The 25,874-nt window shown below is 73.2% G+C and carries 20 protein-coding genes; 9 read left to right on the plus strand and 11 right to left on the minus strand.

Going from position 1 to position 25,874, the window contains the following annotated elements; translation table 11 throughout:
- Window position 1 precedes the first annotated feature (1 nt).
- The 4 genes from ACWGH1_RS06305 to ACWGH1_RS06320 all read right to left on the minus strand — a co-directional run bounded on the left by ACWGH1_RS06305 (window position 2) and on the right by ACWGH1_RS06320 (window position 4,739).
- A complete protein-coding gene (locus ACWGH1_RS06305; RefSeq protein ID WP_453354382.1) occupies window positions 2-946 on the minus strand; it encodes a carbohydrate ABC transporter permease in 945 nt (314 codons plus the stop codon).
- Between the two features lie 4 nt (window positions 947-950).
- On the minus strand, window positions 951-2,285 hold the full coding sequence (locus tag ACWGH1_RS06310; protein ID WP_453354381.1) for an ABC transporter substrate-binding protein: 1,335 nt from the start codon (window positions 2,283-2,285) through the stop codon (window positions 951-953).
- A gap of 73 nt (window positions 2,286-2,358) precedes the next feature.
- Window positions 2,359-3,576, minus strand: a complete 1,218-nt coding sequence (locus tag ACWGH1_RS06315) for an ROK family transcriptional regulator (RefSeq protein ID WP_453354380.1) — start codon at window positions 3,574-3,576, stop codon at window positions 2,359-2,361.
- A gap of 122 nt (window positions 3,577-3,698) precedes the next feature.
- Window positions 3,699-4,739, minus strand: a complete 1,041-nt coding sequence (locus tag ACWGH1_RS06320) for a mechanosensitive ion channel family protein (protein WP_453357046.1) — start codon at window positions 4,737-4,739, stop codon at window positions 3,699-3,701.
- 287 nt (window positions 4,740-5,026) lie between these two features.
- Between ACWGH1_RS06320 and ACWGH1_RS06325 the strand changes: the two genes are divergently transcribed.
- Entirely contained in the window at window positions 5,027-5,563 is a 537-nt protein-coding gene (locus ACWGH1_RS06325) for an HNH endonuclease (protein ID WP_453357045.1), read from the plus strand.
- A 12-nt stretch (window positions 5,564-5,575) separates the two neighbouring features.
- On the opposite strand, the gene ACWGH1_RS06330 is transcribed toward ACWGH1_RS06325, so the two are convergent.
- Window positions 5,576-8,554, minus strand: coding sequence for a beta-N-acetylglucosaminidase domain-containing protein (locus ACWGH1_RS06330; protein WP_453408473.1), 2,979 nt, complete (start codon window positions 8,552-8,554; stop codon window positions 5,576-5,578).
- Window positions 8,555-8,749: 195 nt separating this feature from the next.
- On the opposite strand from ACWGH1_RS06330, the gene ACWGH1_RS06335 reads away from it, so the two are divergent.
- The 3 genes from ACWGH1_RS06335 to ACWGH1_RS06345 are packed head-to-tail and all read left to right on the plus strand — an operon-like array spanning window position 8,750 to window position 11,304.
- On the plus strand, window positions 8,750-8,977 hold the full coding sequence (locus ACWGH1_RS06335) for a hypothetical protein (protein WP_453357389.1): 228 nt from the start codon (window positions 8,750-8,752) through the stop codon (window positions 8,975-8,977).
- 30 nt (window positions 8,978-9,007) lie between these two features.
- On the plus strand, window positions 9,008-11,044 hold the full coding sequence (gene malQ, locus ACWGH1_RS06340; RefSeq protein WP_453408474.1) for a 4-alpha-glucanotransferase: 2,037 nt from the start codon (window positions 9,008-9,010) through the stop codon (window positions 11,042-11,044).
- A gap of 20 nt (window positions 11,045-11,064) precedes the next feature.
- On the plus strand, window positions 11,065-11,304 hold the full coding sequence (locus tag ACWGH1_RS06345; protein WP_453356273.1) for a hypothetical protein: 240 nt from the start codon (window positions 11,065-11,067) through the stop codon (window positions 11,302-11,304).
- A 124-nt stretch (window positions 11,305-11,428) separates the two neighbouring features.
- Here ACWGH1_RS06345 and ACWGH1_RS06350 read toward each other — a convergent pair whose 3' ends face one another.
- Window positions 11,429-11,926 (minus strand): MarR family winged helix-turn-helix transcriptional regulator, encoded by a 498-nt coding sequence (locus ACWGH1_RS06350; RefSeq protein WP_453356272.1) that lies wholly within the window; start codon window positions 11,924-11,926, stop codon window positions 11,429-11,431.
- A gap of 149 nt (window positions 11,927-12,075) precedes the next feature.
- Here ACWGH1_RS06350 and ACWGH1_RS06355 point away from each other — a divergent pair, with 149 nt between their 5' ends.
- The 3 genes from ACWGH1_RS06355 to ACWGH1_RS06365 are packed head-to-tail and all read left to right on the plus strand — an operon-like array spanning window position 12,076 to window position 14,934.
- Window positions 12,076-13,017 carry an EamA family transporter gene (locus ACWGH1_RS06355; RefSeq protein ID WP_453356271.1) on the plus strand — a complete coding sequence of 314 codons (942 nt, stop codon included), beginning with the start codon at window positions 12,076-12,078 and terminating at the stop codon, window positions 13,015-13,017.
- A gap of 41 nt (window positions 13,018-13,058) precedes the next feature.
- Window positions 13,059-14,009 (plus strand): DMT family transporter, encoded by a 951-nt coding sequence (locus ACWGH1_RS06360; RefSeq protein ID WP_453356270.1) that lies wholly within the window; start codon window positions 13,059-13,061, stop codon window positions 14,007-14,009.
- Between the two features lie 10 nt (window positions 14,010-14,019).
- Window positions 14,020-14,934, plus strand: a complete 915-nt coding sequence (locus tag ACWGH1_RS06365; RefSeq protein ID WP_453356269.1) for a LysR family transcriptional regulator — start codon at window positions 14,020-14,022, stop codon at window positions 14,932-14,934.
- A gap of 57 nt (window positions 14,935-14,991) precedes the next feature.
- Here the strand turns inward: ACWGH1_RS06365 and pepN are convergent, their stop codons facing one another.
- The 4 genes from pepN to ACWGH1_RS06385 all read right to left on the minus strand — a co-directional run bounded on the left by pepN (window position 14,992) and on the right by ACWGH1_RS06385 (window position 23,334).
- Entirely contained in the window at window positions 14,992-17,589 is a 2,598-nt protein-coding gene (gene pepN, locus ACWGH1_RS06370; protein ID WP_453356572.1) for an aminopeptidase N, read from the minus strand.
- Between the two features lie 172 nt (window positions 17,590-17,761).
- Window positions 17,762-18,793, minus strand: coding sequence for an aspartate-semialdehyde dehydrogenase (locus tag ACWGH1_RS06375; protein ID WP_453356573.1), 1,032 nt, complete (start codon window positions 18,791-18,793; stop codon window positions 17,762-17,764).
- A gap of 367 nt (window positions 18,794-19,160) precedes the next feature.
- Window positions 19,161-22,490 carry a S8 family serine peptidase gene (locus ACWGH1_RS06380; protein WP_453353697.1) on the minus strand — a complete coding sequence of 1,110 codons (3,330 nt, stop codon included), beginning with the start codon at window positions 22,488-22,490 and terminating at the stop codon, window positions 19,161-19,163.
- A gap of 274 nt (window positions 22,491-22,764) precedes the next feature.
- On the minus strand, window positions 22,765-23,334 hold the full coding sequence (locus tag ACWGH1_RS06385) for a CGNR zinc finger domain-containing protein (protein WP_453353696.1): 570 nt from the start codon (window positions 23,332-23,334) through the stop codon (window positions 22,765-22,767).
- Between the two features lie 150 nt (window positions 23,335-23,484).
- On the opposite strand from ACWGH1_RS06385, the gene ACWGH1_RS06390 reads away from it, so the two are divergent.
- Both ACWGH1_RS06390 and ACWGH1_RS06395 read left to right on the plus strand, forming a co-directional pair.
- Window positions 23,485-23,943, plus strand: coding sequence for a VOC family protein (locus ACWGH1_RS06390; RefSeq protein ID WP_453353695.1), 459 nt, complete (start codon window positions 23,485-23,487; stop codon window positions 23,941-23,943).
- Window positions 23,943-24,848 (plus strand): pyridoxamine 5'-phosphate oxidase family protein, encoded by a 906-nt coding sequence (locus ACWGH1_RS06395; protein WP_453353694.1) that lies wholly within the window; start codon window positions 23,943-23,945, stop codon window positions 24,846-24,848. Before ACWGH1_RS06390 ends, ACWGH1_RS06395 begins: the two co-directional genes overlap by 1 nt.
- Here ACWGH1_RS06395 and ACWGH1_RS06400 read toward each other — a convergent pair.
- Window positions 24,824-25,786 (minus strand): hypothetical protein, encoded by a 963-nt coding sequence (locus ACWGH1_RS06400; protein WP_453353693.1) that lies wholly within the window; start codon window positions 25,784-25,786, stop codon window positions 24,824-24,826. The genes ACWGH1_RS06395 and ACWGH1_RS06400 overlap by 25 nt on opposite strands.
- Window positions 25,787-25,874: the final 88 nt, after the last annotated feature.

The raw sequence follows: 25,874 nt of genomic DNA on the forward strand, positions 1-25,874 counted from the left end.
GTCAGTCACCTGATCCGATCAGTCCGCCGCGGCGGCGCATCAGCAGCGCGGTGAAGGCCATGGAGAGGGCGAAGAGGACGAGGGCGACCGCGCACGCCGTGCCGTAGTCGAAGCGCTGGAAGCCCAGGTTGTAGACGACCTGCGGCAGGGTCAGCGTGGACTTGTCCGGGTAGCCGGGCTCGAACTGCTGGCCCGAGCCGCCGATCACCCCGGCCGCCACCTTCCCCGCGACCAGCGGCTGCGTGTAGTACTGCATGGCCTGGATGACCCCGGTGACCACGGCGAACAGGATGATCGGGGAGATGTTCGGGAGGGTGATGTGCCGCAGCCGCGCCCACGCCCCGGCCCCGTCCAGCTCGGCGGCCTCGTACTGCTCCTTCGGTACGTCGAGCAGCGCGGCCATGAAGATGACCATCAGGTCGCCCACCCCCCACACCGCGAGCACGGTCAGCGCCGGCTTGGACCAGTCGGCGTCGGTGAACCAGCCGGGCGAGGGCAGCCCGATGCCCTCCAGCAGCACCCCGGCCGGTCCCGTACCGGGGTTGAGCAGGAAGACGAACGCCAGCGTCGCGGCCACCGGCGGGGCCAGGTAGGGCAGGTAGAACAGGGTCCGGAAGAGCCCGGGCGCCGTCTTGATCCTGGTGATGAGCAGTCCGGTGCCGAAGCCGAAGACGACCCGGCAGCCGACCATCACGACGACCAGCCACAGGGTGTTGCGCATCGCCGGCCAGAACAGCGGATAGTCGGTGAAGAGGTACGTCCAGTTGCCCAGGCCGTTGAAGACGGGCGGGCGGAAGCCGTCGTACTTGGTGAAGGAGAAGTACGCGGTGGACAGCAGCGGGTAGGCGAAGAACAGCGCGAACCCGATCAGCCAGGGCGACATGAAGGCGGCGGTGCGCAGCGCCGAACGGCGCCGCTTCGCCTGCGCGGTGCGCGGGGCGGCCATCGGGTCACTCGGCCTTCGCGATGTCGGTGTCGATCTGCTGGTCGGTGAGGGCGAGCCCGGCCGGGACGTCGGCCACGTCGCCCTTCTCGACCCGGTACGCGAAGTCCTCGAAGGTCAGCTGGTAGGTGCCGCCGTCCGCCTGGGCCGGAGTGGTGGCGGACCTCGGGTGCCGGGCGATGTCGATGAACGTCTTGAACTCCGGGGTGACCTGGAGCCGCGGCGATGCCAGCGCCTCCAGGGTGGAGGGCACGTTGTGGATGGCGTTGGCGAAGGCCACCACCGCGCCGGTGTCGGTGGTCATGTACTTCACCAGCTCCCAGGAGGCGTTCTGCTTGCGGCTCGCCGAGGAGATGCCCATGACCGTGCCGGAGACGTAGCCCTTGCCGTAGTCGGCCACCTGCTCGTCCGGGACGGGCAGCGGCGCGGTGCCCAGCTCGAAGGCGACGCCGGCCTCCTTCGCCATCGCGGGCCGCCATTCGCCGTCGATCTGCATGGCGACCTTGCCGGTGTGGAAGGGGTGTTCGGCGCTCCACTCGTCGCCGAAGGTGGTGCGGTACTTCTCCAGCTTCTCGTAGCCGCCGAGCCTGTCGACGAGGTCCCGCTGCGCGCTCAGCATCTTCGCGAAGGCCGGGTCCTTCGCCAGGTTCGACTTGCCCCGGGCGTCGAAGTAGGTCCCGCCCCACTGGGCGGCCAGTCGGGCCGGCTTCGTCTCGTAGCCGTGGAAGGTGGGCATCACGCCGAGCTGGTCGTAGGTGTCGCCGCGGGCCACCGTGAGCTTCTGGGCGTCCTCGGTGAACTGGCTCCACGTCCTGGGCGGTTCGGTGATCCCGGCCGCCGCGAAGGCGGTCTTGTTGTAGACGAGGCCGTACGCGTCGCTCAGCAGCGGCAGGGTGCACTGGTTGCCGTTGAACTGGGTGTACTCCAGCAGCGTCGTGGGGAACACCTTCGCCTTGTCGACGCCGGACTTGTGGAGGAAGGGGTTCAGGTCCGCGAAGGCACCGGAGTTGCAGAACTTGCCGACGCTGTCGGTGGTGAAGGAGGAGACCACGTCGGGGGCCTTGGCCCCGCCCGCGCGCAGCGCCTGGTTGATCTTGTCGTCGGTCATGTTGGCGGTGACCCGGACCTTGATGTTCGGGTGGTCCTGCTCGAACCGGGCGATGTTCTCCTCGATCGCCTTCACCTCTCCGGGTGCGGACCAGCCGTGCCAGAAGTTGAGCGTGACCTGCGCCTTCGGGTCGTCGTCGGCGGAGGTGCCGCTCTGGCCGGTACAGGCGGTGGCGAGGGCGGACAGCGCCGCGAGGAGGGCGAGGGCGGTGGTCGGGCGTCCGGATCTGGGCATGGCGGGGCTCGCTCTCTGGGTGAGGAACTTCCGTGGGGGGTGCCGTGGACGGGGTGGGGGCGTGGAGGACGGGTCAGCGTCGGCGGGAGGTGTCGAACACCTCGTCGCGGGTGGTGATCAGGGCGCTCTCCAGCGCGCCGCGCAGGACGGGCCGCTCGCGCACTTGGCCGGGGACCAGGCGGGGCCGGGAGGGCGCCAGTTCGGCGAGTTCGGCTTCCAGCAGCGCGCGCAGCGGTTCGCCGCCCGCGCCGATCGCGGAGCCCGACAGCACCACGATCTCCGGGTCGAGTACGGCGACCAGGGAGGCCAGGCCGGTCGCGAGGACGGTGGCGTACGACTGGAGGAAGCGCAGGTGCGCGCCCTCGGGCCGGGCGGCGGCCCGCTCCAGCAGGGCGACCCCGGCGGCGACCTGCTGGCCGTCCGGGTCATCGGTCCCCGCCGGGGCGTCGATCCCCAGCTCCCGGGCGAGGCGGGGCAGCACCTGTACGCCCGCCAGCTCCTGGTAGCCGCCGGTGTTGGCGCGGGTGACCTGCCGGACCAGGGGGTGGCCGGGCACGGGCAGGAAGCCCACCTCGCCCGCGCCGCCGGTCCAGCCGCGGTGCAGCCGGCCGCCGAGCACGAGCGCGGCGCCCAGCCCCTCCTCGTTCCACAGCAGGACGAAGTCCTCGTGGCCGCGGGCCGCGCCGAGGCGCTGCTCGGCGATCGCGGCGAGGTTCACGTCGTTCTCGTACTCGACCGGCATCGGCAGGGCCGCCGCCAGTTCGTCGAGGAGGGTGGGGGAGTGCCAGCCGGGCAGGTGGCTGGCGTAGCGCAGCTGGCCGGTCTGCGGGTCGAAGGCGCCCGGCGTCGCGATGACCAGCCGGTGCACGTCGGTGCGCTGGAGCCCGGCGGCCCCGACGGCCTCGCCCAGCGCCTCGGTGACCTGTCCGACGGCGTCGCTGCCCTCCGCGTAGGGGAGTTCGAAGCTGCCGACCACCTCGCCCGCCAGGTCGGAGACGGCCGCGGCGACCCGTTCGGGGGTGACGTCGAGCCCGCCCACGTACGCCGCGCGGGCGTTCAGCGCGTAGAGCTGGGCGTTGGGACCGGGCCGGCCGCCGTCGGTGCCGGTGGCCACGACCAGCCCGGCGGCCTCCAGCCGGGCGAGCAGCTGCGAGGCGGTGGGCTTGGACAGTCCGGTCAGGTGCCCGATCCGGGTCCGGGACAGCGGTCCGTGCGTCAGCAGGAGCTCCAGCGCGGCACGGTCGTTCATGGCGCGCAGCAGGCTGGGTGTTCCGGGGGTGGCGGCGGGCATGGGGCTGGTCTCTCCCTCACCGGAGTGAACTGTTAGGTAAGTTTCCTATTGTGGTCGGAGCCGTGTCAATGCCGCTGCCCCGCAGGTTGTGACCTGCGGGGCAGCGGGAGGGAACGACGGCACTACTTGGTGATGCGGGGGTTTCCCGGTGCGGGTTGCGGCGGTATCGGGCTGGTGGCCAGGGACTGTGCGGAGGCCGGGTTGGCGAGCACCGAGGGCGGTGCGACGGCGGCCGCGGGGTCCGGGGCCTCCTCCTCGCCCTCGGCGGCCGGCAGACCGCCGATGATGCCGATGCCCGCGGCGTCGAAGGCCTCCTTGATCCGCCAGCGCAGCTCCCGCTCCACGGCGAGCTGCCGGCCGGGCATCGTCTTCGCCGACACCTTCACCGTCATCGAGGCCAGCAGCACCTCGTCCAGGCCCAGTACCTCCACCGGGCCCCACAGCCGCTCGTCCCACGGCGACTCCTTCGCCATGCGGTCGGCGACCTCCTGGACCACCTCGCGCAGCCGGGCGAGGCTCTCCGACGGCTTGACCTGGATGGCCACGCCCGCCGTGGCCCAGCCCTGGCTGAGGTTGCCGATGCGCTTGATCTCGCCGTTGCGCACGTACCAGATCTCGCCGTTGTCCCCGCGCAGCTTCGTCACGCGCAGGCCGACCTCGACGACCTCGCCCGAGGCCACCCCGGCGTCGATCTTGTCGCCGACGCCGTACTGGTCCTCAAGGATCATGAACACGCCGGACAGGAAGTCCGTCACCAGGTTCCGGGCACCGAAACCGATCGCCACACCGGCCACACCCGCACTCGCCAGCAGGGGCGCGAGGTCTATCTGGAGCTGCGCGAGCACCATCAGCACGGCCGTGCCGAGGATCAGGAACGAGGCCACCGAGCGCAGCACCGAACCGATCGCCTCCGAGCGCTGGCGCCGCCGCTCCGCGTTGACGAGCAGCCCGCCCAGCGCCGTTCCCTCGACGGCCTCGGCGCCCCGGTTCATCCGGCTGATCAACTTGGTCAGCGACTTGCGGATGACCGAGCGCATGGCGAAGGCGATGACCAGGATCAGCAGGATCCGCAGGCCCATGGCCAGCCAATCGGCCCAGTTCTTCTGGATGAAGTCCGCGGCGTTCGTCACGCTCTCGGTCGCGTCGTCGGTGGTCGCTGCCATCGGTAGCAATGTGGCGGGCGAGGGCACGGCGGGGAACCTCCAGGCATAGCGGTCCGCCCGCGGGGGAAAAGCGGACGGCCCACCCACACTAACGCTGCGGCCGCCCCGACCCCGTTGCCGTGTTCGCGGGAGAGACCGGACTCACGCGGGGACGCAACGGGTGTGGTGGAAAACACTTCCGACCCGTTACGAGCGCGTGGTGGCGCTTCGACCAGCCGTAAGGGGAGACTGGAGAGCAGATCGTCCCGGCGCGAGCCACGCGCCGCCGGCGTACAAGGAGGCAGTCCGTGCCGCACGTCCTGGTCCTCAACGCGTCGTACGAGCCGCTCGGCGTCGTACCGCTCCGCCGCGCGCTCGTCCTCGTCCTGGAGAACAAAGCGGTCTCCCTGGAGGAATCCGGCGCCTTCCTGCACAGCGCGACGAGAGCCGTCCCCGCGCCCAGCGTGGTCAGGCTCAAGCGCTTCGTGCGGGTCCCCTACCGGGGGCCCGTTCCACTCACCCGCCGCGCGCTCTTCGCCCGTGACGGCGGCCGCTGCATGTATTGCGGGGCCGTCGCGACGAGCGTCGACCACGTCGTCCCGCGCAGCCGGGGCGGCCAGCACGCCTGGGACAACGTGGTCGCCGCGTGCCGCCGCTGCAACCACGTGAAGGCCGACCGGCACCTGCTGGAACTCGGCTGGCGACTGCGCCACCAGCCGGCCCCGCCGTCGGGCCTGGCCTGGCGCATCATCGGCACCGGCCACCGCGACCCCCGCTGGATGCCGTACCTGGCGCCGTACGGTGCGGAGGCGGCGCTGGACCGGATCGGGGTGGCAGCGTCATAGGGGCCGGGAGAGCTAGGGCGTGACGGCGTTGGCCGTCGCCGACCAGAGGCTGCAGCCGAAGCGGGTCGCCCGGGTCTCGCACGTGACGCGGAGGAAGCGGGTGTCCGGCGCGTCCAGCCGGACCGCGTCCACGCCGCCCCGGGAGGTCACGGACGCGGCCCGGCGCCACGACACGCCGTCCGCGGAGGTCTCCACCCGGTACGCCGAGGGGTAGGCCTCCTGCCAGTGCAGGGTCAGCAGGCCCACCCGCGCCGGGGCGGCCAGTTCGGCCTGCCACCACGCGCCGTCCACCGCCGGGGACGACCACCGCGTGGTGTCCGCGCCGTCGACCGCCGCCGAGGCGGGGAACGCCGGGGCCTCGTTCCCCGAGGAGGTGGCCCGCGCGCCCCGCAACAGGTCCGGGCCGCCGGTGCGCGGGACCGCCCGCACGGTGAGCACCCGCGTCTGCCCGGCGAACGTGACCGGGACCGCGTACTCCCCGGCCGGGGTTCCCGCCGGGACGGTGACCTCGACCGGGACGGCGACCCGCGTGCCCCGGGGAGCCTTCGCCTCGGCCGGCAGCCGCACCCGTACCCCCGGCGGCGGCGCCGCCGACAGCCGTCCGCGCACCTCCCCGGGGCGCAGCGCCGACAGTTCCGCCTGCACCTGCCGCGGGGCGCCGCCGATCTCCACGTCCGTGCGCGCCCCGTCGGGCAGTTCGAAGCGGGCCTCCGGTTCGTCCGCGAACCACGGCACGACGTGCCGGACCGCCGGGGCGGCGCCCTGCCAGGACAGCCGGACCGCGTCGGCCCGTACGCCGCTCGCGTCGGCCTGGGTCCAGCCGGAGGCGGCGGCGTCGGCGAGCTTGCGCCAGCCCTCGCCCGGTACGTGCGCCTCGACCGCGCCGCGCACCCCCTCGGGCAGCGGGTCCGTCATCACCGTGACCGCCGCCACGGGCCGGGGGGCAGCCAGCCGGACGGTCCAGGAGCCGGGTTCCCGCTCCACGGTCCCGCCCGGCCGGGACGCGCCCGTCCAGCTGTCGGACTCCGCCGCCGCCCGCGCCAGGAACGGCTCCAGCACGGCGGTGTCCACCCGGGCGCCCTCCGCCTCCGCCGGCTCCTGCCGGGCCACGGCCAGCGCCCGGGCGGCCTGCCAGGCGGCCGCGCCGTCGCCCCGGGCCTGGGCGGTGAGCACGTCCACCGCGAGTTCCCCGGCGGCTCCGTAGCGCGAGAGCCGCTCCAGCCAGGGGCCGGCCTCCGCCGACAGCCCCGGCAGCCGCTGCGGTGCCTCCCGCAGCTCCGAGAACGCCGCGCGCAGCCGCACGCCGGCCGCCGGGTCCCCGGTGGCGCGGGCCCGCCAGAACTCCTCGACCAGCGGTTTCAGGTACGAGGACTCCTCCACCTTGAGCCCCGACGACGCGGAGTTCCCCGCGAGGGCGCCCAGCGCCGCCCGGGCCCGCGGGTCGGGCCCCGCGAGCTCGCGCACCGCCGCCGCCCAGGACGGGCCCGCCCGGTAACCCCGCGGGTTCCACGCGTAGTCCGCCGCCGTGAACACCGGGATCCGGGACAGGGCGGCCTCGGGCATCGCGTTCAGCAGCAGTCCCGCCGAGCCGCCCGCCACCGCCGGATCGCGACCCGCGTACGGACCGAGGAAGATCCGCCCCGGATCCCAGTCGTTCACCGGGTAGTTGTCCATGGTGACCAGCGGGTGCCCCAGGGCCGAGCGGGCCCCGGCCAGTTCCCCGCCGGTGATGGTGCGCGGCACCACGCCAACGCCCGTCCACGCGACCTCGACCCGCCCGTCCAGCGCCCCGGCCAGCGCGGTCCGGTAGGCGGTGGCGCCCTTCTGGTGGTACTCGGTCGGCAGCAGGGACAGCGGCGGCGCACCCGGGTAGCGGCCCGCGAGGTGGGCGGCCAGGTCGCCCGCGACCTCCGCGTGGGCCCTCGCGGCCGCCTCCGGGCCCGTCCCGTACCGGTCGCGGTCGGCGTCGCAGCCCCACTCGGTGTAGCTGACGTCCGGGAACTGGAGCTGGAACGCCCTGAACCCGAGGTCCCACATCGCGTCGACCTTGCGGGCGAGCGCCGCCCGGTCGGCCGCCGAGGACAGGCACATCGCCTGCCCGGGCGCCACCGCCCAGCCGAGCACCACCTTGTCGGCGCGGGCCCGCTCGGCCAGCGCCCGGAACTCCTCGCGCTGACCGGCCGGGTAGTCCTGGCGCCAGGCCGTGGTGCGGTACGGGTCGTCGCCCGGCGCCAGCAGCAGCCGGTTCTGCTTGGTGCGACCCATGAAGTCCAGCTGCGCCAGGCGCTGTTCCAGCGTCCAGGGCTGCCCGTAGAAGCCCTCGGTGATCCCGCGCACCGGCGCGGTCGGCCAGTCCCGCACCAGCACCCCGGGCACCTTCGCGGTGCCCGGTGCCAGCAGCCGGCGCAGGGTCTGGGCCGCGTGGAACAGCCCGTCGTCGCCCACGCCGGCCAGCGCGACGGTGTCCCGGCCGCCGGTCCGGCCCACCGCGAGCCGGTATCCCCCGGTCGGCAGGTCGCCGGCGTCGGCCGCGCCCAGCGCCCGCAGCGCGGCCAGCGCGTCGGGACCCTGGAGCCGGACCACCGGGCCGCCTTCCGGCAGTGCCGCGCCCGGCGCGCGCTCGTGCAGGGTGGTGACGCCCGCCTCGCGCAGGCCGGCCCGCACCACCTCGACGGCGTACGGGTCCGCGTCCGCCGGCGCGACCAGCACGGCCTGCGCCCCCAACGGCACCTCGCGCGCCGCATCGGCGGTCATCGCCTGCGGCCGCGGCCACACGGGGGGCCCCTCGACGGCGGCTCGGGGAGCGTCGGAGCGGGGATCCAGGACGGGTCCGGGAACGGGCTGCCGCGGGCGCGCCTGCGGGCCGGCCGCGGCGGGCTGCGAGGCCCCGGCGGAGGCCCCCGGCGGACCGGTGGCGACGGAGCCGCCGAGCAGCGACCCGAGCACGGCCACCGCCGCCGCCGTGGTCAGCTTCCTGCTCCTGAGCTGCACGGAGCCTCCCCGTCCCGAGTCGTCCCCCGCCCGTACGAATCCGCCGAGCCCACCACCCGCGCGGCAGGGGTGTCAACGTCCGCGGGTGATCTTGGACGGATACGCCAGGAATGCCGGGCGTCCGACGGGGTAGTGCTGCGGTGTTCGCGGGGCGTGTTACATCGGTCCCACGAACCCGCGCGAAGGAGTGCTTCCATGAAAGCCCGACCCGTCCGCACCTCCACCGGCCACCTTGCGACCACCCGCGACGCGCTCCGCCACCTCCGCGCCCAGAGCGGTCCGGCGGACGTGTCCTGCACCCCCCTCACCAGCGAACCCCCGCTCGTCTGCACCGCGTACGCACCGCTGACCAGCGAACCCCCGCTCCCCTACGAGGCCGCGTTGACGAGCGAGCCCACCGTGGCCACCCGCGCGGGCGACTGACCCCCACCCAGCGATCAGACAGGGACTCACATGGACGACCTCGACCGGCTCGCGGCCCTGCACGGCGTCGCCACCGCCTACCAGCCCTCCGAGGACGTCACCCTGCGGGTCCCGGAGGCCACCGTCGCCGCCGTGCTCGGCCGGCTGGGGGTGTCCGCCGCGGACCCGGAGTCCGTACGGGGCGAGTTGGCGGCGGCGGAGCGGGCCGCGGCGCAGCGGCTGCTGCCGCCCGTCCTCGTCGGCTGGGCCGGAGCGGCCCCGGACGCGCTGGCCGCGCTCCCGCCCGGCACCGAGGTCCGCGTCGCCCTGGAGGAGGGCGGCGAGCTGCCCTGGCGGCCCGGGCTGCCGCTGGGTGTGCACCGCCTGACGGCCGACGCCCCCGACGGCCGCACCGCCACCGCCACCCTGATCCTGGCCCCGGACCGGGCCCCGGCCGCGCCGGGCCGCACCCACGGCCTGCTCGTCCAGCTCTACTCCCTGCTCTCCGAACGCTCCTGGGGCATGGGCGACCTCGGCGACCTGGCGGCCCTGGCCGACTGGGCGGCCCGCACCCACGGCGCCGGGTTCCTCCAGGTCAACCCGCTGCACGCGGCCGTACCCGGGAGCCCGACCGACCCGTCCCCCTACCGGCCGTCCTCGCGCCGCTTCCCGGACCCGGTCTACCTGCGCGTCGAGGACGTCCCGGAGTACGCCGCCTGCCCCGACCGGGAGGTGCTGGCCGGGCTCGCCGCCCGGGCCGGTGAGCTGCGCCGCGCGGTGCTGGAGAAGGGCGCCCTCATCGACCGGGACGCGGTGTGGGCGCTCAAGCGCGCCGCCCTGGAACTGCTGTACGCGGTTCCGCGCGAGCCCGCCCGGGACGCCGCGTTCCGCGCGTTCCGCACGGCCGGCGGCCCGGCGCTGGCCCGGCACGCCACCTGGTTCGCGCTGGCCGAGCGGTACGGCACCGACCGCGCGGCCTGGCCCGCGGGCGCCGAGGACGCGCCGGAGACCGCCCGGGCCGCGGAGTTCCACTGCTGGCTGGCCTGGCTGACCGACGCTCAGCTGACCGCCGCCCAGCGCGCCGCCCGGGACGCCGGCATGACGGTCGGCCTGGTGCACGACCTGGCCGTCGGGGTGCACCCGGAGGGCGCGGACGTCTGGGCCGCGCCGGACACGCACGCCGAGGCGGTCACCGTCGGCGCCCCGCCGGACGCCTTCAACGCGCGCGGCCAGGACTGGGGGCTGCCGCCCTGGCGCCCGGACGCGCTCGCCGCCGGCGGCTACGCCCCCTTCCGGGCCCTGCTGCGCGGGGTGTTCCGGTACGCGGGCGCGCTGCGGATCGACCACGTCATGGGCCTGTTCCGGCTCTGGTGGATCCCGCGGGACACCCCGCCCGCCGAGGGTACGTACGTCTCCTACGACGGGGAGGCGATGCTGGCCGTGCTGGTCCTGGAGGCCCACCGGGCGGGGGCCCTGGTCATCGGCGAGGACCTCGGCACGGTCGAACACGGGGTGCGCCGGGCGCTCGCCCGGCGCGGGGTGCTCGGCACCTCCGTGCTGTGGTTCGAGCGGGACTGGCAGGGCGGCGGCCAGCCGCTGGAGCCGGCGGACTGGCGGGCGGACTGCCTGGCCACCGTCACCACGCACGACCTGCCGCCCACCGCCGCCAAGCTGGCCGGGAGCCACGTCGAACTGCGCGACCGGCTCGGCCTGCTGACCCGGCCCGTGGACACGGAGCGGGCCGAGGACGCCGCCGACACCGCCGAGTGGCTGGCCGTGCTGGACCGGCTGGGCCTGGAGGCCAAGGGCGAGGAGGCCGCCGTCCGGGGCCTGTACGCCTTCCTGCTCCGCACGCCCGCCCGGCTGGTCGGCGTGTGGCTGCCCGACGCGGTGGGGGACCGGCGGCCGCAGAACCTGCCGGGGACCTGGGACCAGTACCCCAACTGGCGGCTGCCGGTCGCCGACGCGGCGGGCCGGCCGGTGACTCTGGAGGCGCTGATGGCCGCACCCCGCGCGAACGCCCTGCTGAGCGCCGTGCGGGAGAGCGCGCGCACCCGTACGGCACCCCCGGGCGCGCGCCCCCTTTAGGTGTTCGCTACGTTTGCACCGTGGACAAGAAGAACGCTCTGCGCGCCGGCGCCGTCACGGCCGGAACGACGCTGATGATGCTGCTGATGACGTCTCCCGCCCTCGCGGCGATCCGCGACGACGGCGATGACCCGGGTCCGGGCCTGAGCGTCGGCGAGACGCTCGGCCTGTACGTGGGCCTGCCGATCGCGCTGTTCCTGATCATCGCGGGTCTGGTGATCGTCGGCGACAAGTCGCGCAAGCAGCGTCCGACCGCCTGATCCGGCCGCCCCGTCACGGGCGGTCCCATAGAACTTCCGGGGCGCCGGAGGCCCGTACACCGGCATGCGGCCGGTGGGTACGGGGCCTTCGGCGCTTCGTCGTGCCCGGCGCCGACGGGGAGGCTCAGCCCACGCCGGCCATGAGCTTGCGCAGCAGCCCGCTGAGCGCCTCGACCTCTTCGCCGTCCAGCCCGGACAGCGCGGCGCGCTGCACCTCCAGGCCCGCGGCGACGGCCTCGTCGATGAGCTTGAGCCCGCGCTCGGTGATCGTCACCTGGAGTCCGCGCCGGTCGTTCGGGTCGGGGTTGCGGCAGAGCAGCCCGGCCTTCTCCAGCTTGTCCAGCCGCCCCGTCATGCCGCCGCTGGTGAGCATCAGCGTGGCCGAGAGCTGGCGCGGCGAGAGCGTGTAGGGGACCCCGGACCGGCGGAGCGTCGCGACGACGTCGAACTCGCCGAGGGAGACCCCGTAGCGGTTGTAGGTCCGTTCCATCTCGTCGCTGACGGCCCGGGCGATCCGGTTGATACGGCCGAACACGGCCATCGGGACGGTGTTCAGGTCCGGTCGCACCGCGTGCCACTGGTCGGTGATCGCGTCGACGGCGTCCTTGTTGGCCTCGGTCATGAGCACAGTATCCGGCCTCCTCTTGTTGGATCACCAAAAGTCGCTTGACGAAAAGTAGCTTAGCGCTAAGCTACTTACAAGCAACCTAAGCGAGGGGTTCCGCAGCCGACCCGCGGCCCTCGTCGCCGTTCCCGTCCCGAGGAGTCGCCGTGAACCGCCTCGCCACCGTCGCCCTGACCGCACTGGCCCCCATCTCCTGGGGCTCCACCTACGCCGTCGCCACCGAACTGCTGCCACCCGACCGGCCGCTGTTCACCGGTGTCATGCGGGCCCTGCCCGCGGGGCTGCTGCTCACCGCCCTGTCCCGGCGGCTCCCCAAGGGCCAGTGGTGGTGGAAGTCCGCCGTCCTGGGGGCGCTCAACATCGGCGCCTTCTTCCCGCTCCTCTTCCTCGCCGCCTACCGGCTTCCCGGCGGCGTCGCGGCCGTCCTCGGCAGCGCCGGCCCGCTGTTCGTCGTCGGCCTCGCCGCCCTGGTCCTGGGCGAGCGGGCGAGCCTGCGCACCGTGCTCGCCGCCGTCACCGGCGCGCTGGGAGTCAGCATGGTGGTGCTGACCGCCGCCGCCCAGCTCGACCTCATCGGGATCGTCGCCGGCGTGGTCTCCTCCGCCTCGATGGCCGCGGGCACGGTGATGACCAAGCGCTGGGGCCGCCCGGACGGCGTCGGACCGCTGGCCATGACCGGCTGGCAGCTCACCGCCGGCGGGCTGATCATCATTCCGATCGCGGCCCTCCTCGAAGGCGCCCCGCCCGCGCTCGACGGCAAGGCCTTCCTCGGCTACGGCTACATGATGCTCATCAACACCGGCACCGCGTACTGGCTCTGGTTCCGCGGCATCGGAAAGCTCTCCGCCACCTCCGTTACCCTGCTCGGCCCGCTCTCCCCGCTCACCGCGGCCGTCATCGGCTGGGCGGTCCTCGGCCAGGCGCTCTCCCCGGTCCAGCTCATCGGCATGGCGATCGCCTTCGGGGCCACCGTCGCGGGCCAGCTGTTCGCCGCCCGGGCCGCCCGCACCGCCGAACCGTTCAGTTCTGCTGAAAAGAACGATCGAAACATTTCGATGGACCTGATCGCTGAGCCGGTGCGACCGTAGCCACACGAACCGTCGACCGAATCCCGAGGGGGAGACTCCCAGTGGCCGTCCTGGACCGCGCACCGACCGCTTCAGCCGCCGAACAGCCCACCGGCACCCGCCCGCCCGCCGGACCGGGTAAGAAGGGGGCCGCCGGACTCGGCGTGCTCCTGGCGCTGGTCGCGACGGTCGTCTGGTCCGGCAGCTTCGTCGCCACCCGGGGAATGGCCGAGACGGTACCGCCCGTCCAGGCCGTGTTCTGGCGCTGGGTCGTCGCGGCCCTGGCGGTCGCCCCCTTCGCCGCCCGCCAGGCCTGGCAGCAGCGGGCCCTGATCCGCCGCCACCTGCGCTACATCGCGCTCGCCACCCTCTTCGGCGTCACCCTGTACAACACCCTCGTGCACCAGGCGGGCCTGACCACCTCGGCCTCCAACATGGGCATGATCATGGCGGCCTCACCGGTCGTCATGGCGCTCTACGCCCGCCTCGGCGGCGAACGGCTCGGCGCCCGCCGCGTCCTCGGGATGCTGCTCGCCGCCTTCGGGGTACTGCTCCTGGTCGGGGACGGCTCGCTCGGCTTCGACTTCACCGCCGGCGACCTGTGGATGTTCGCCGCCGCCCTCTCCTTCGCCACGTACAGCGCACTGCTCAAGCGCAAGCCCGCCGAACTGGGCGGCCTCGCCTTCCTGTTCACCACCTTCGTGCTCGGCGCGCTGATGCTGGCGCCCGCCTACGCGGTGTCCGTCACCGTCCAGGGCGGCTTCCGGCTCAGCCCCGGCACCGGCGGCATGCTGCTCTACGTCGGCGTGATGTCCTCCGCCGTCGCCTTCTTCGCCTGGAACAAGGCCGTCTCCCTGATCGGAGCCGCCCGCGCCGGCGTCGTCTACTACCTCCAGCCGGTCTGCGTCGCCGGCCTCGGACTGCTGCTGCTGGGCGAGCGGACCGGCCCGGCGCAGCTGCTGTGCATGGCGCTGATCCTGCTGGGCGTGGGGCTGGGGAGTGCCCGCCGGTAGGTTCGGTCCCATGACCGAGTGGGACATCAAGAAGCTGCGGATCCTGCGGACCCTGGCCGACCGGGGAACCGTGACCGCGACGGCCGGGGCGCTGCACATGACGCCCTCGGCCGTCTCGCAGCAGCTGACCAACCTGGGCCGGCAGCTCGGGGTGCCGCTGCTGGAGGCCCAGGGGCGCCGGGTCCGGCTCACGGACGCCGCCCACCTGGTCCTGCGGCACGCCGAGGCCGTCTTCGCCCAGCTGGAACGCGCCGACGCCGAGCTCGCCGGATACCTGTCCGGGGAGGTGGGCGAGGTGCGCATCGGCGCCTTCTCCACCGCCGTGCCCGCCCTGGTGGTGCCGGCCGTCGCCGCCCTGCGCCGGACCCGGCCCGGGGTGGAGGTGCGGGTGCGCGAAACCGAGGCAGCCGAGTCCTACGAGCTGCTCTCCGCCGGGGTCGTCGACCTCGCCCTCTCCCTCGCGGCCCACGCGCCGACCGCCCGCGACCCCCGCTTCAGCCGGGTCACGCTCCTGGAGGACCCGCTGGACGTGGCGCTGCCGCCCGACCACCCCCTCGCCGCCGCCCCGGTCCTGCGGCTGGCCGACCTGTCGGGGGACCGGTGGATCTACGGGGGCAGCGGCCCCTGGTCGGAGATCACCCGCTCCGCCTGCGAGGCGGCCGGGTTCGTCCCGGAGCAGGCGCACTCGGCGTCGGGCTGGAGCGCGATCCTGGCCATGGTCGAAGCGGGCATGGGGGTCGCCCTCGTACCCCGGATGGTGACGGAACGCGCCTGCGGCACCGCCGTCCGCGTGCTGGCCCAGGACCGCCCGGCCCGGCACGTCATCGCGGCCACCCGCAGCGGAGCCGAGTCGGCCCCCGCGCTGGCCCCCGTCCTGGAGGCGCTCCGGGACGCGGCCGCACTGCGCGCCGCGCCCCCCACCTGATCCGGCTCCGGACAGCCGTGTGCCCCGGCCGCCGGGGCGGGCCGGGGCACACGGGACTCAGGACGCGGCGGCCGCGTCCGCCGCCTGGGCCTTGAGGGCACGCTCCACACCGGAGCGCGCCTCCGAGACCAGCCGGCGCAGACCCGCGTTCGGCTCGGCCGAGGCCAGCCAGGCGTCCGTCGCGTCCAGCGTTTCCCGCGAGACCTGGAGGGACGGGTAGAGCCCCACCGCGATCTGCTGCGCGATCTCGTGGCTCCGGGTGTCCCAGACCTCCTTGACCGCCGAGAAGTACTTCTCCGCGTACGGGGCGAGCAGCTCGCGCTGGTCCATCTGGACGAAGCCGCCGATCACCGCCTCCTGCACCGCGTTCGGCAGGTCACCGGAGTCCACGACCGACGCCCAGGCCTCCGCCTTGGCCTCCGCCGTCGGGCGCGCCGCCCGGGCGGTGGCCGCGTGCCGCTCGCCCGCCGCCGTGGCGTCCCGCTCCAGCTCGGCCGCGATCGCCGGCTCGCCGGCCACGCCCGTCGCCACCAGGCGCTCCAGGAACGCCCACCGCAGCTCGGTGTCCACGACCAGGCCCTCGATCTGCGCCGAGCCGTCCAGCAGCGCCGACAGGTACGTCAGCTGCTCCTCGGTCCGGGCCGTCGCCGCGAAGGCGCGGGCCCACGCCAGCTGGTGGTCGCTGCCCGGCGCCGCCGCCCGCAGGTGCTCCAGCGTGGCCGCGGTCCAGGTGGCCAGGCCCTGCTCGCGCCAGACCGGGTCGGCGTACAGGTCGACGGCCAGCTTCACCTGGCGGTGCAGCGACTGCACGACGCCGATGTCCGACTCCTTGCCGATGCCCGAGAGGACGAGGGCCAGGTAGTCGCGGGTCGCCAGCTCGCCGTCGCGGGTCATGTCCCAGGCCGAGGCCCAGCACAGCGCGCGCGGCAGCGACTCGGTGAAGTCGCCCAGGTGCGCGGTGACGTTCGCCAGGGACACCTCGTCCAGGCGGACCTTCGCGTACGACAGGTCGTCGTCGTTGAGCAGCACCACCGCGGGCCGGGCGCGGCCCACCAGCTCGGCCACCTCCGTCAGACCGCCGTCGATGTCGAGCTCGATCCGGTCCGTACGGGTCAGCAGTCCGTCGCGCAGGTCGTACAGGCCGATCGCGATGCGGTGCGGGCGCAGCACCGGCTCGCCCTTGGCGCCCGTCGGCAGGGCCGGGGCCTCCTGGCGGACGGCGAAGGCGGTGATCACGCCCTGGGCGTCGGTCTCGATCTCCGGACGCAGGACGTTGATGCCGGCCGTCTCCAGCCACGCCTTCGACCAGGCGGTCAGGTCGCGGCCCGAGGTCTCCTCCAGGGCGCCCAGCAGATCGGACAGGCGCGTGTTGCCGAAGGCGTGCGCCTTGAAGTACGCCTGTACGCCCTTGAAGAAGGCGTCCATGCCGACGTAGGCGACGAGCTGCTTGAGCACCGAGGCGCCCTTGGCGTACGTGATCCCGTCGAAGTTGACCAGTACGTCGTCCAGGTCGCGGATGTCCGCCATGATCGGGTGCGTGGACGGCAGCTGGTCCTGCCGGTACGCCCAGGTCTTCATGGAGTTGGCGAAGGTGGTCCACGCCTGCGGCCACTTCGAGCCCTCGGCGTAGGCCTGGCAGGCGATCGAGGTGTAGGTGGCGAACGACTCGTTCAGCCACAGGTCGTTCCACCACTCCATGGTGACCAGGTCGCCGAACCACATGTGCGCCAGCTCGTGCAGGATGGTCTCCGCACGCACCTCGTACGCCGCGTCCGTCACCTTCGAGCGGAAGACGTACTGGTCACGGATGGTGACCGCACCCGCGTTCTCCATCGCCCCCGCGTTGAACTCCGGCACGAAGAGCTGGTCGTACTTGGCGAACGGGTAGTCGTACGCGAACTTCTCCTGGAACCAGTCGAAGCCCTGCCGGGTCACCTCGAAGATCGCGTCCGCGTCGAGGAACTCGGCGAGCGAGGGCCGGCAGTAGATGCCGAGCGGCACGGACTGCCCGTCCTTGCCCTCGTAGGAGCTGTGCACCGCGTGGTACGGGCCGGCGATCAGGGCGGTGATGTACGTCGAGATCCGCGGGGTCGGCTCGAAGCGCCAGACGTTGTCCTTGACGTCCGCGGGCCCGGCCCCTTCCGGAGTCTCCCGTGGCGAGTTCGAGATGACCGTCCAGCCCCCGGGCGCCGTCACGGTGAACCGGAAGGTGGCCTTCAGATCGGGCTGCTCGAAGCTGGCGAAGACCCGCCGCGCGTCCGGCACCTCGAACTGGGTGTACAGGTACGCCTGCTGGTCGACCGGGTCGACGAACCGGTGGAGACCCTCGCCGGTGTTGGTGTAGGCGCAGTCCGCGACGACGCGGAGCTCGTTGTCGCCGGCCGCCAGGTGCTCCAGCGCGATCCGGGAATCCCGGAAGACGGCGGCCGCGTCGAGGGCCTCGCCGTTCAGCACGACCTCGTGCACGGCCGGCGCGACGAGGTCGATGAAGGTCGCGGCGCCCGCCTCGGCCGACCGGAAGCGCACGGTGGTCACGGACCGGTAGGTGCCGCCCTCCTGCGCACCGCTGAGATCGAGTTCGATCTCGTACGAGTCGACGGTGAGCAGCTTCGCCCGCTGCTGAGCCTCTTCACGGGTGAGATTCGTGCCTGGCACGCGGTCATCTCCTTTGATGGTGACGTTGCCGCCCCATCCTTCCACGCGGCCCGCACCACCGGGCCGGAGTAATCCACGGGCGAACAGGGGCGGGGGCGGCCGCCTCCCGGCACGCCGAAGGGCGGCACCCGAGCGGTGCCGCCCTTGAACGGAAGCCGTGCGGGCTCGGGGCTCAGTCCTGCCGGAGCTCCTCGGCGACCAGCTCCGCGATCTGGACCGCGTTCAGCGCGGCGCCCTTGCGCAGGTTGTCGTTCGAGAGGAACAGCGCCAGGCCGTTGTCCGCCGTCTCGTCGGCGCGGATGCGGCCGACGTACGAGGCGTCCTTGCCCGCTGCCTGGAGCGGGGTCGGGATCTCGGAGAGCTCGACGCCCGGCGCGTCCTTGAGGAGCTCGTAGGCGCGCTCCACGCTCAGCGGACGCTCGAAACGGACGTTCACCTGGAGCGAGTGGCCCGAGAAGACCGGTACGCGGACACAGGTGCCGGAGACCTTGAGCTCCGGGATCTCCAGGATCTTGCGGGACTCGTTGCGGAGCTTCTGCTCCTCGTCGGTCTCGAAGGAGCCGTCGTCCACGATGGACCCGGCGAGGGGCAGCACGTTGAACGCGATGGGCCGCTTGTAGACGCCCGGCTCGGGGAATTCGACGGCCGCGCCGTCGTGGACCAGCGCGGTGGCCTCGCCGGCCACGGCCTTGACCTGGCCGTCGAGCTCGGCGACACCGGCCAGGCCCGAGCCCGACACGGCCTGGTAGGTGGTGGCGATCAGCGCGGTCAGGCCGGCCTCGTCGTGCAGCGGGCGCAGGACCGGCATCGCCGCCATGGTGGTGCAGTTCGGGTTGGCGATGATGCCCTTGGGGCGGTTCTTGACCGCGTGCGGGTTCACCTCGGAGACGACCAGCGGGACCTCCGGGTCACGACGCCAGGCCGAGGAGTTGTCGATCACGACGGCGCCCTGCGCGGCCACCTTCTTGGCGAGGGCCTTGGAGGTGGCGCCACCGGCGGAGAAGAGCACGATGTCCAGGCCGGAGTAGTCGGCCGTGGAGGCGTCCTCGATGGTGATCTCGCGGCCCTCCCACTCCAGGGTCGAACCGGCCGAACGGGCCGAGGCGAACAGCCGCAGCTCGTCCACCGGGAACTTCCGCTCGGCGAGGATGCCGCGCATGACTCCGCCGACCTGTCCGGTGGCTCCGACGATTCCGACCCTCACGGTGACTCCCTCATGTGTGCGTTCGACGCGTGCGCGCGTAAGGCCATCATGCGTTCGACCCCACGAGCCTTGTCCAATCCATTGTCCGAGGAACGGACGGTGTCCCGGGCGCGAACCCCGGTGACCGGGGCGGGACGGGCCGGCCGGAGCCCGCACGGAAGTACGTCCTGCCTGGTCAGGGGCGGGCCGGGGAGGTCCACTCGGGGGCGGGAAGCCCGGAGGGGCGGTGCTCGGTCGAGCACCGCCCCGGCCGGTACCGAAGGCGGGCGGGCAACCGCCCGGCCCTCACGGTCAGCAACCGGCCGGGACGCCGGGGGGGGGGGTGCTCGGCCGCGCACCGCCCCTCCGGATCCCTACTGCGGCCGGACTACGGCAGGACCTTCTCGATCTGCACGCTGCCGGTGCCCGCGACGGTACCGCGGCCGTTCAGCAGCTGCACCTGGCCGAAGAACTGCCGGCCCTCGGGGGCGGCACTGCTGACCAGGACGTTCGCCGAGACCTGCGCGCTCGCGCCGGTGGCGAGGTTCACCGCGGCGGCCTCGTCGACCTGGACGGAGCCCAGGGCGGCCGAGAAGTACACGTCGCGGTAGTCGTACGTGGTGCTGCCGGACGGGACGGCGTAACCGATCACCTTGATGCTGTAGGTGCCCGCGGCCGGGTTGAGCAGGCTCACGGCCTCCTCGGAGTCGCCGTCGGCGGAGGAGCCGACCTTGACGCCGTCCTTGTAGACCTCCAGGTCGAGGTCGGCGGCGGCGTCGGAGACCTTGCCGATCGCGACGTCGAGGCGCGAGACGCCCTCGCCGACCGTGACCTCGGTGGTCTGGGTCTCACCGGCGGCGATGGTCGGCTTGGCGACCTTCGCGGAGCCGAGCGGGCCGCCCTTGAGCTTGCCGCCGGCGATGGCCGCGGCGTCGTTCTTGATGCTCCACTGGACGGGCGCCGGGGCGCCCTGCTTGACCTCGGGGAGCACCTTGACCGCGGGGTCGAAGGAGGCGCCGAGGACCGAGACGTCCAGCTTGAACGGGTTGTCGAGCAGCGGCGACGTACGGCGCGACTCGACCTCGATCTCCCAGACGCCCGGGGTCGGGTCGGCGTAGGAGCGCAGGTCGGGGCGGCACTGGTTCGCCGGGTTGTCGTAGTTCGGGTAGCACTGCGTCGTCGCGCTGTCCTCGACGCCCACACCGTACGGGTGGATCGAGATGAAGCGCGTCTGGCTGCCCGCCGCGAGACCGCCGAGGGCGACCTCAAGGGTCTTGGCGCCCTGCGGGACGGTGACGAAGTACGACTTGGTGCTGTTGCGCTGCACCGAAGAGGTCTGCGACAGCGCGAACGAGGGGCTGCTCAGCGGGGTCGAGGCGATGACCGTGGTGAGGATCTGCTTGTCGATGCCCTCGGTGGTCTCGTCGTCCAGCTGGAGGATGCCGCTGTGGACGCCGGCCGACTTGGCGTTGGCCTCGACCTTGATGGTGACCGGCTTGTTCAGCGGCAGGGTGACGTAGTCGTAGCCGCCGGCCACCTTGAAGGTGCCGTCGTTGCCCCGCCAGGTCAGGTTGTGGCGGGTGCCGTACTTGACGCCGGTGGTGCGGGTGACGACGACGTCGTAGACCTTCTTCTGGCCGACCTTGAGGCCGCCCTCGCGGTCGTACAGGCCGGTGCCGAAGCCCGGGGTCTTCAGGAACTGGTCGATCGCGGTGTCGACCGGTGCCTTGACGGTGAACTCGTTGGCCTTCGCGCCGCGCTGGAGGGACTCCCACGCGCCGAGGACGTTGATCAGACCGGAGCCCTGGGCGTGCGCCGGGACGTCGGCGATCTTCTTCGCGGTGCTGGTGAGCGCCACGCGCAGGCTCGCCGGGGTCACGGCGATGTGCTGCTGCTTGGCCGCCGAGAGGAGCAGGGCGCTGGCGCCCGTCGCCTGCGGCGAGGACATCGAGGTGCCCTGCAGCATGGAGTAACCGGCCGGGAGGCTGTAGCCGGCCTCCTTCACCGGGGAGCCGGGCAGCCAGGTCTGCGTGGTGTTGATGGCCGCGCCCGGGGCGCTGATGGTCGGCGTGAACCCGCCGTCCTCACGCGGACCGCGCGAGGAGAAGGGGAACATGTCGTACTTCTTGGTGACGCCGGAGCCGTAGTTGGCGGCCCAGGTCTCCTTGGAGACCGCCGCGCCCACGGAGATGACCTTGTCCGCGAGGCCGGGGTCGCCGATCGTGTTGACGCCGGGGCCCTCGTTGCCGGCCGAGATGACCAGCTGGACGCCGTAGGTGTCGATCAGGTTCTTGTACAGCTCGGCGCGCGCGTTGTTGCCGTCGTTGAGCGCCGGCAGACCGCCGATGGACATGTTGACGATGTCCACGCCGCGGTTCGCCACGAGGTCGATCATGCCCTCGGTCAGCGCGACGTTGGTGCAGCCGCCGGACCAGGAGCAGGCGCGCGAGGAGACGATCTTGGCGCCGGGCGCCTCGCCGTTCATCTTGCCGCCGAAGAGGCTGTTTGCGGCGGTGATGCCCGCGACGTGGGTGCCGTGCTCGGACTCGATGATGCCGATGTTGACGAAGTCGGCCTTCTTGCCGACCCAGTCACCACCCAGCGGGTCCATCGGGACGTCCTTGCGGATCTGGATCACGAACGGGACCCGCTCGACGACGTCGGTCGCGGGGTTGTCCGTGCCGAAGTAGCCGATCTGGTAGCCGTCCTTGTACGGCTTCATCGGCTCGTTGTTCGTGAAGTCGCCGTCCTGGTCGGTGTCGACGCGGACGGTGCCGGCAACCGGGTCGTAGAGCATGCCGAACTTGTCGGTCGTGTCCCCGTCGCGGTTGACGTCGCCCTTCTCGTCACCCGTGGCGGTGATCGACTCGCTGAAGCGGCTGAACTGGAAGGAACCCTCGGGGGCCTCCCAGCTCTGACCGCCGGCGGTGAAGGAGGAGCCGGAGACCGGGGTGATCTGGGCGCGCCAGGTGGCGTCGTTGTCCGTGATCGGGTCGGTCGCGGTGACCCAGTCGACGATCTTGCGCTCGCCGGTGGTGGTCTTCTGGAGCGCGGGGTGACCGAGGTCGACGCCGGAGTCCAGGATGCCGATGGTCACGCCGCGGCCGTCGGCCTGCGGGTTCTTGGCCACGAAGTCCACCGCACCCGTCTCGAAGGACGGGTTGTACGGGTTCTTCGCGGGGGTGTCCTTGCCAGGGCCGGGGTAGGTCTCGGCCGCGGTCTTCTGGCTCGCGCCCGCGTCCTTGCCCGAGTCCGGTCGCGGGTCCGGCAGCTGGATCTCGTGCTTGAGGTCCATGGCGTGGACCGAGGACAGCTTGCCGGCCGCCTTCAGCGCGGCCTCGGCCTTGCCGGTGGGCAGCGTGGCGCGCACGTAGCCGAGCTTGTCGTTCGTCTGGCCCACCGAAGCGCCCTGTACGGCGCCCAGCTGGTCGGCGACCTGCTTGGTCTGGCCGGGCGCGGTGGCCACCATGACGGTGACGGTCGGGTCACCCTTGGCCTTGGCGTCCTGGAGCAGCTCCGCGTCGGACGAACCGAGCTTCTGGTCCGCGGACTTGACCGCCGCCGGGGCACCGGGGTCGGTGGTTCCCGTCGCGGCGAAGACGGGCATCGCCCCGGTCGCGCAGAGCGCGGCCACCAGGCCTGCGGCCGCCGCGACGCGGGCGACGCGTCTGGAGGCCGGTATTGCCCCGGATATGGAGCTGGGGGATTCGAGGGTCATCAGCATCCCTGGCTAAGTGAAAGATACGGTCCGGATTTCGGTGCCGGATGACCGGTCAGCCTTGCGCAAGTGACCGCTGTTTGGGGAGACATGTCATTGACCGATACCTGACATGGCGGACTCCCGCCACCGCGGAGTATGCGCCATCGGGGACGTGCTGGGGCATAGCGGGGCGACTCGCTGAGGTCGGCGAGTGGCTTTGTCGATATTCCGACGGCGTGTCAGGCCTGCGCGGACGTTCGGGCGTGCCGCAGGTGTGACAACTTCCGGGCGTTCAGCGCTCGCGCGTGCGCGCGTAGTGTCGCGAGGCCTTCGCCCGGTTTCCGCAGGCGGCCATCGAGCACCAGCGCCGGGTGCCGTTGCGCGAGGTGTCGTGGAAGTGCAGTACGCAGGTCTCGGAAGCGCACTTGCGGATCCGGTCGGGCGCGGAGTCCAGCAGTTCCAGGTAGTCGCGGGCCGCGGTCCAGGCCGGTCCCCAGGCGGGATCGGCGAACTCGGCCCGCTCGCCCGGTCCTTCGGCGGTCAGCGTGGCCCGGATCCGGCCGTGCTCCAGCACGGCGTCGACGAGTGCGCGCGCCCCCGCGTCGGCGGGGTCCGCCACCGCGCGGGCCAGCGACTCGCGGGCGGTCAGCAGGTGCACCAGGGTCGGGGCGTCGGCGCGGAAGCGGCCGGCCAGGCCGCTGCTCTCCAGCCAGACGGCGAGCCCTTCGAGGCGGGTCAGCCCGAAGGCCCCGCCGAACAGGTCCGCGACCTCGCCGTCCGCCATCCAGCGCGTGTTCAGCAGGTCGAGGGAGACCGGCTCGCCGGTCAGCGGACGCGGATCCGCCGGGCTCTGCGCCGTCATGAAAGGCCTCCTTGCCCGGTCCGAGGCCCGTCTCCCGCGCCTTCGCTAACCCGTCAAGCGTACGTGACCGGTTGACTCCGACCTGCCTAACCTCTAACTTGATGTTAGAAGGTTAGAAACCTCGCTGGACAACTCCGGAAGGGGGCAGCCGTGACGGCTGTCATCAGCACGCTGCGCACCGGCCACGTGGGCCTGAACGTCACCGATCTCGCCCGCTCGCTCGCGTTCTACCGGGACGCCCTCGGCTTCGAACTCCTCGGCGAGGGCAAGGAGGACGGCCGCCGCTTCGCCTTCCTCGGCCTGGGCGGCGAGCTCGTCCTCACGCTCTGGGAGCAGGCCGCGAGCGGCTACGAGCCCGCCACCGCGGGCCTGCACCACCTGGCCCTGTCCGCCGGGACCATCGAGGAGGTGCGGGAGTACGAGACGCGGCTGCGCCGGCTCGGCGTGGAGTTCGCCCACGACGGCGTGGTGGCCCACGGCGAGGGCGCGGCATCGGGCGGCATCTTCTTCCACGACCCGGACGGGACCCGCCTGGAGATCTCCGTCCCCAGCGGCGCCGATGGTGCTCCCGTACCCACCCCCGGAGCCCCGACCTGCGGATTCTTCTAATGCCCGGGTACCACTGGGGTTCTTTGGCCGTACAGGAACAGGTCGGTGTCCGGGAACTCGCCGAGCACGTCGGCCGCTCGATCGGCGCCGACATCCGCGACGTCGCCGCCGCCTTCCTCGCCCAGCAGCCGCACCTCGTCGTCGGCGCCGCCGACGGCGGGGGCCGGCTGTGGGCCTCCCTGCTCACCGGCGCCCCCGGCTTCGTACGGGCCACCGGGCGGCGGCGGATCGAAGTCGCCGGCGGCCTGCCGCACGGCGACCCCCTGGCCGGGGCCCTCGCGACCACCGGCACCCGGGTCGGCACCCTCTCCCTCGACCCGCGCACCCGGCGCAGGATGCGCCTCAACGGCACCCTGGAGGCCACTGCGGACGGGTTCGCGGTGGCGGCCGAGCAGGTCTTCGCCAACTGTCCGAAGTACCTCCAGAAGCGGCAGCCCCTGCTGCGCGAGCGGACGGGCAGCGGTGTCGTCAGCCGCGGGGGCGCGCTCACCCCGGGCCAGGCGCGGGCCGTCCGGGCCGCCGACACGTTCTTCATCGCCACCACCGCCGGGCGCGACGGGGCCGACGCCAGCCACCGGGGCGGCCTGCCCGGCTTCGTGGAGGTGCACTCGCCGGCCGAACTGTCCTGGCCGGACTACCCGGGCAACGCGATGTTCATGACCCTGGGGAACCTGGTCGCCGACCCCCGGGCCGCACTGCTGTTCCCCGACTGGGAGAGCGGGGCGGTGCTCCAGCTCAGCGGGCGGGCCCGGACCGAGTTCGGGGCCGGCGGCGAGCGGCGGGTGCGCTTCGTGGTGGAGTCGGCGGTGCAGAGCCTGCATCCGGGACGGCTGCTGTGGAGCGCCCCGGAGTACTCCCCGGCCAATCCGGCGCCCCCGGATCACCGGGGCAGTACGACCAGGTAGGCCGCGGGTTCCCGGTCGCCGGAGGCCGTCAGGGCGGTCCGGACGACCGCGGCCTGCTGCTCGGGCCAGTCGCGGAGCTTGCGCGGGGTGATGTGGATGACGGTCACCCCGAGCCGCTCCAGGGCGTCGCGCTTGCGGACGGCCTCCGACCACTGCTCGTCCTCGCCCTGGCGGGGCGCCCGGGTGTCGATCTCGACGGCGACGGCGTGGTCGGGCCAGTACGCGTCGACCCCGCCGAGGTGGGGGCCGCCGGGCAGCCGCAGGTCCACGTTCCAGACTGGCTCCGGGAGCTCGTAGCCCCGTACGAGCTGGTACAGCCGGTCCTCGGCGATGGCCCGGCCCTCGGCGAGCAGGGCCTCGACGGCGTCGACCACGTGCGGCCGGTTCAGCAGCCGGGCCGTCGTCAGCTCCCGGACGAGCGCCGCCGGTTCGCAGTGCCCCGCGCGGACCGCCTCGCTCAGCAGGCGGCGTACGGTACTGGCGTCGGAGAGCCGGGCGACGGCGTCGGCGACGGCCCGGGCCACCGGGGCCACGGGCAGGCCGGTCACCTCCACCGGCCGGGGCGGGGTGTGCGCGCGGATGATCCGGACCCCCCCGGTGGAGCGGAGCCGGCGGGTGTTCGAGACGAGCACGTCGATGTGCGACAGCGCCGTGAGTGCGGGGGCCGCGCTGAACCGGTACAGGGCGAGGGCGGCGAGCCCGGTGATCATCGCCTCGTCGCCGGCCCGGCGCCCGGCGTACAGCAGGGCGGCGTGCAGCCGCTCCTCGCTGGTCGCGGCGCCGGAGTGGAGCAGGAACACCCCGGGCAGGATCTGCTGCCACGGCCGGCCGGCGGCGTCGGAGGCGCTGACGCCGTGCTCGCGCAGCTGGGCGAGGGTCAGCACGCGGGGGCGGCTGCCGGTGAGGTGGGTGAGGGGGAGGGGCGTGTTGTGGTTCATGCCGCGGAGATTCCCGCGCGGCGGGGGCCCGCTAACCCCTGTTACGTTCCCGTCGGCAAATCGGGACAAGCCCGCACTAAAGTACGGC

The sequence above is a fragment of the Streptomyces sp. NPDC054883 genome, from assembly GCF_053610645.1.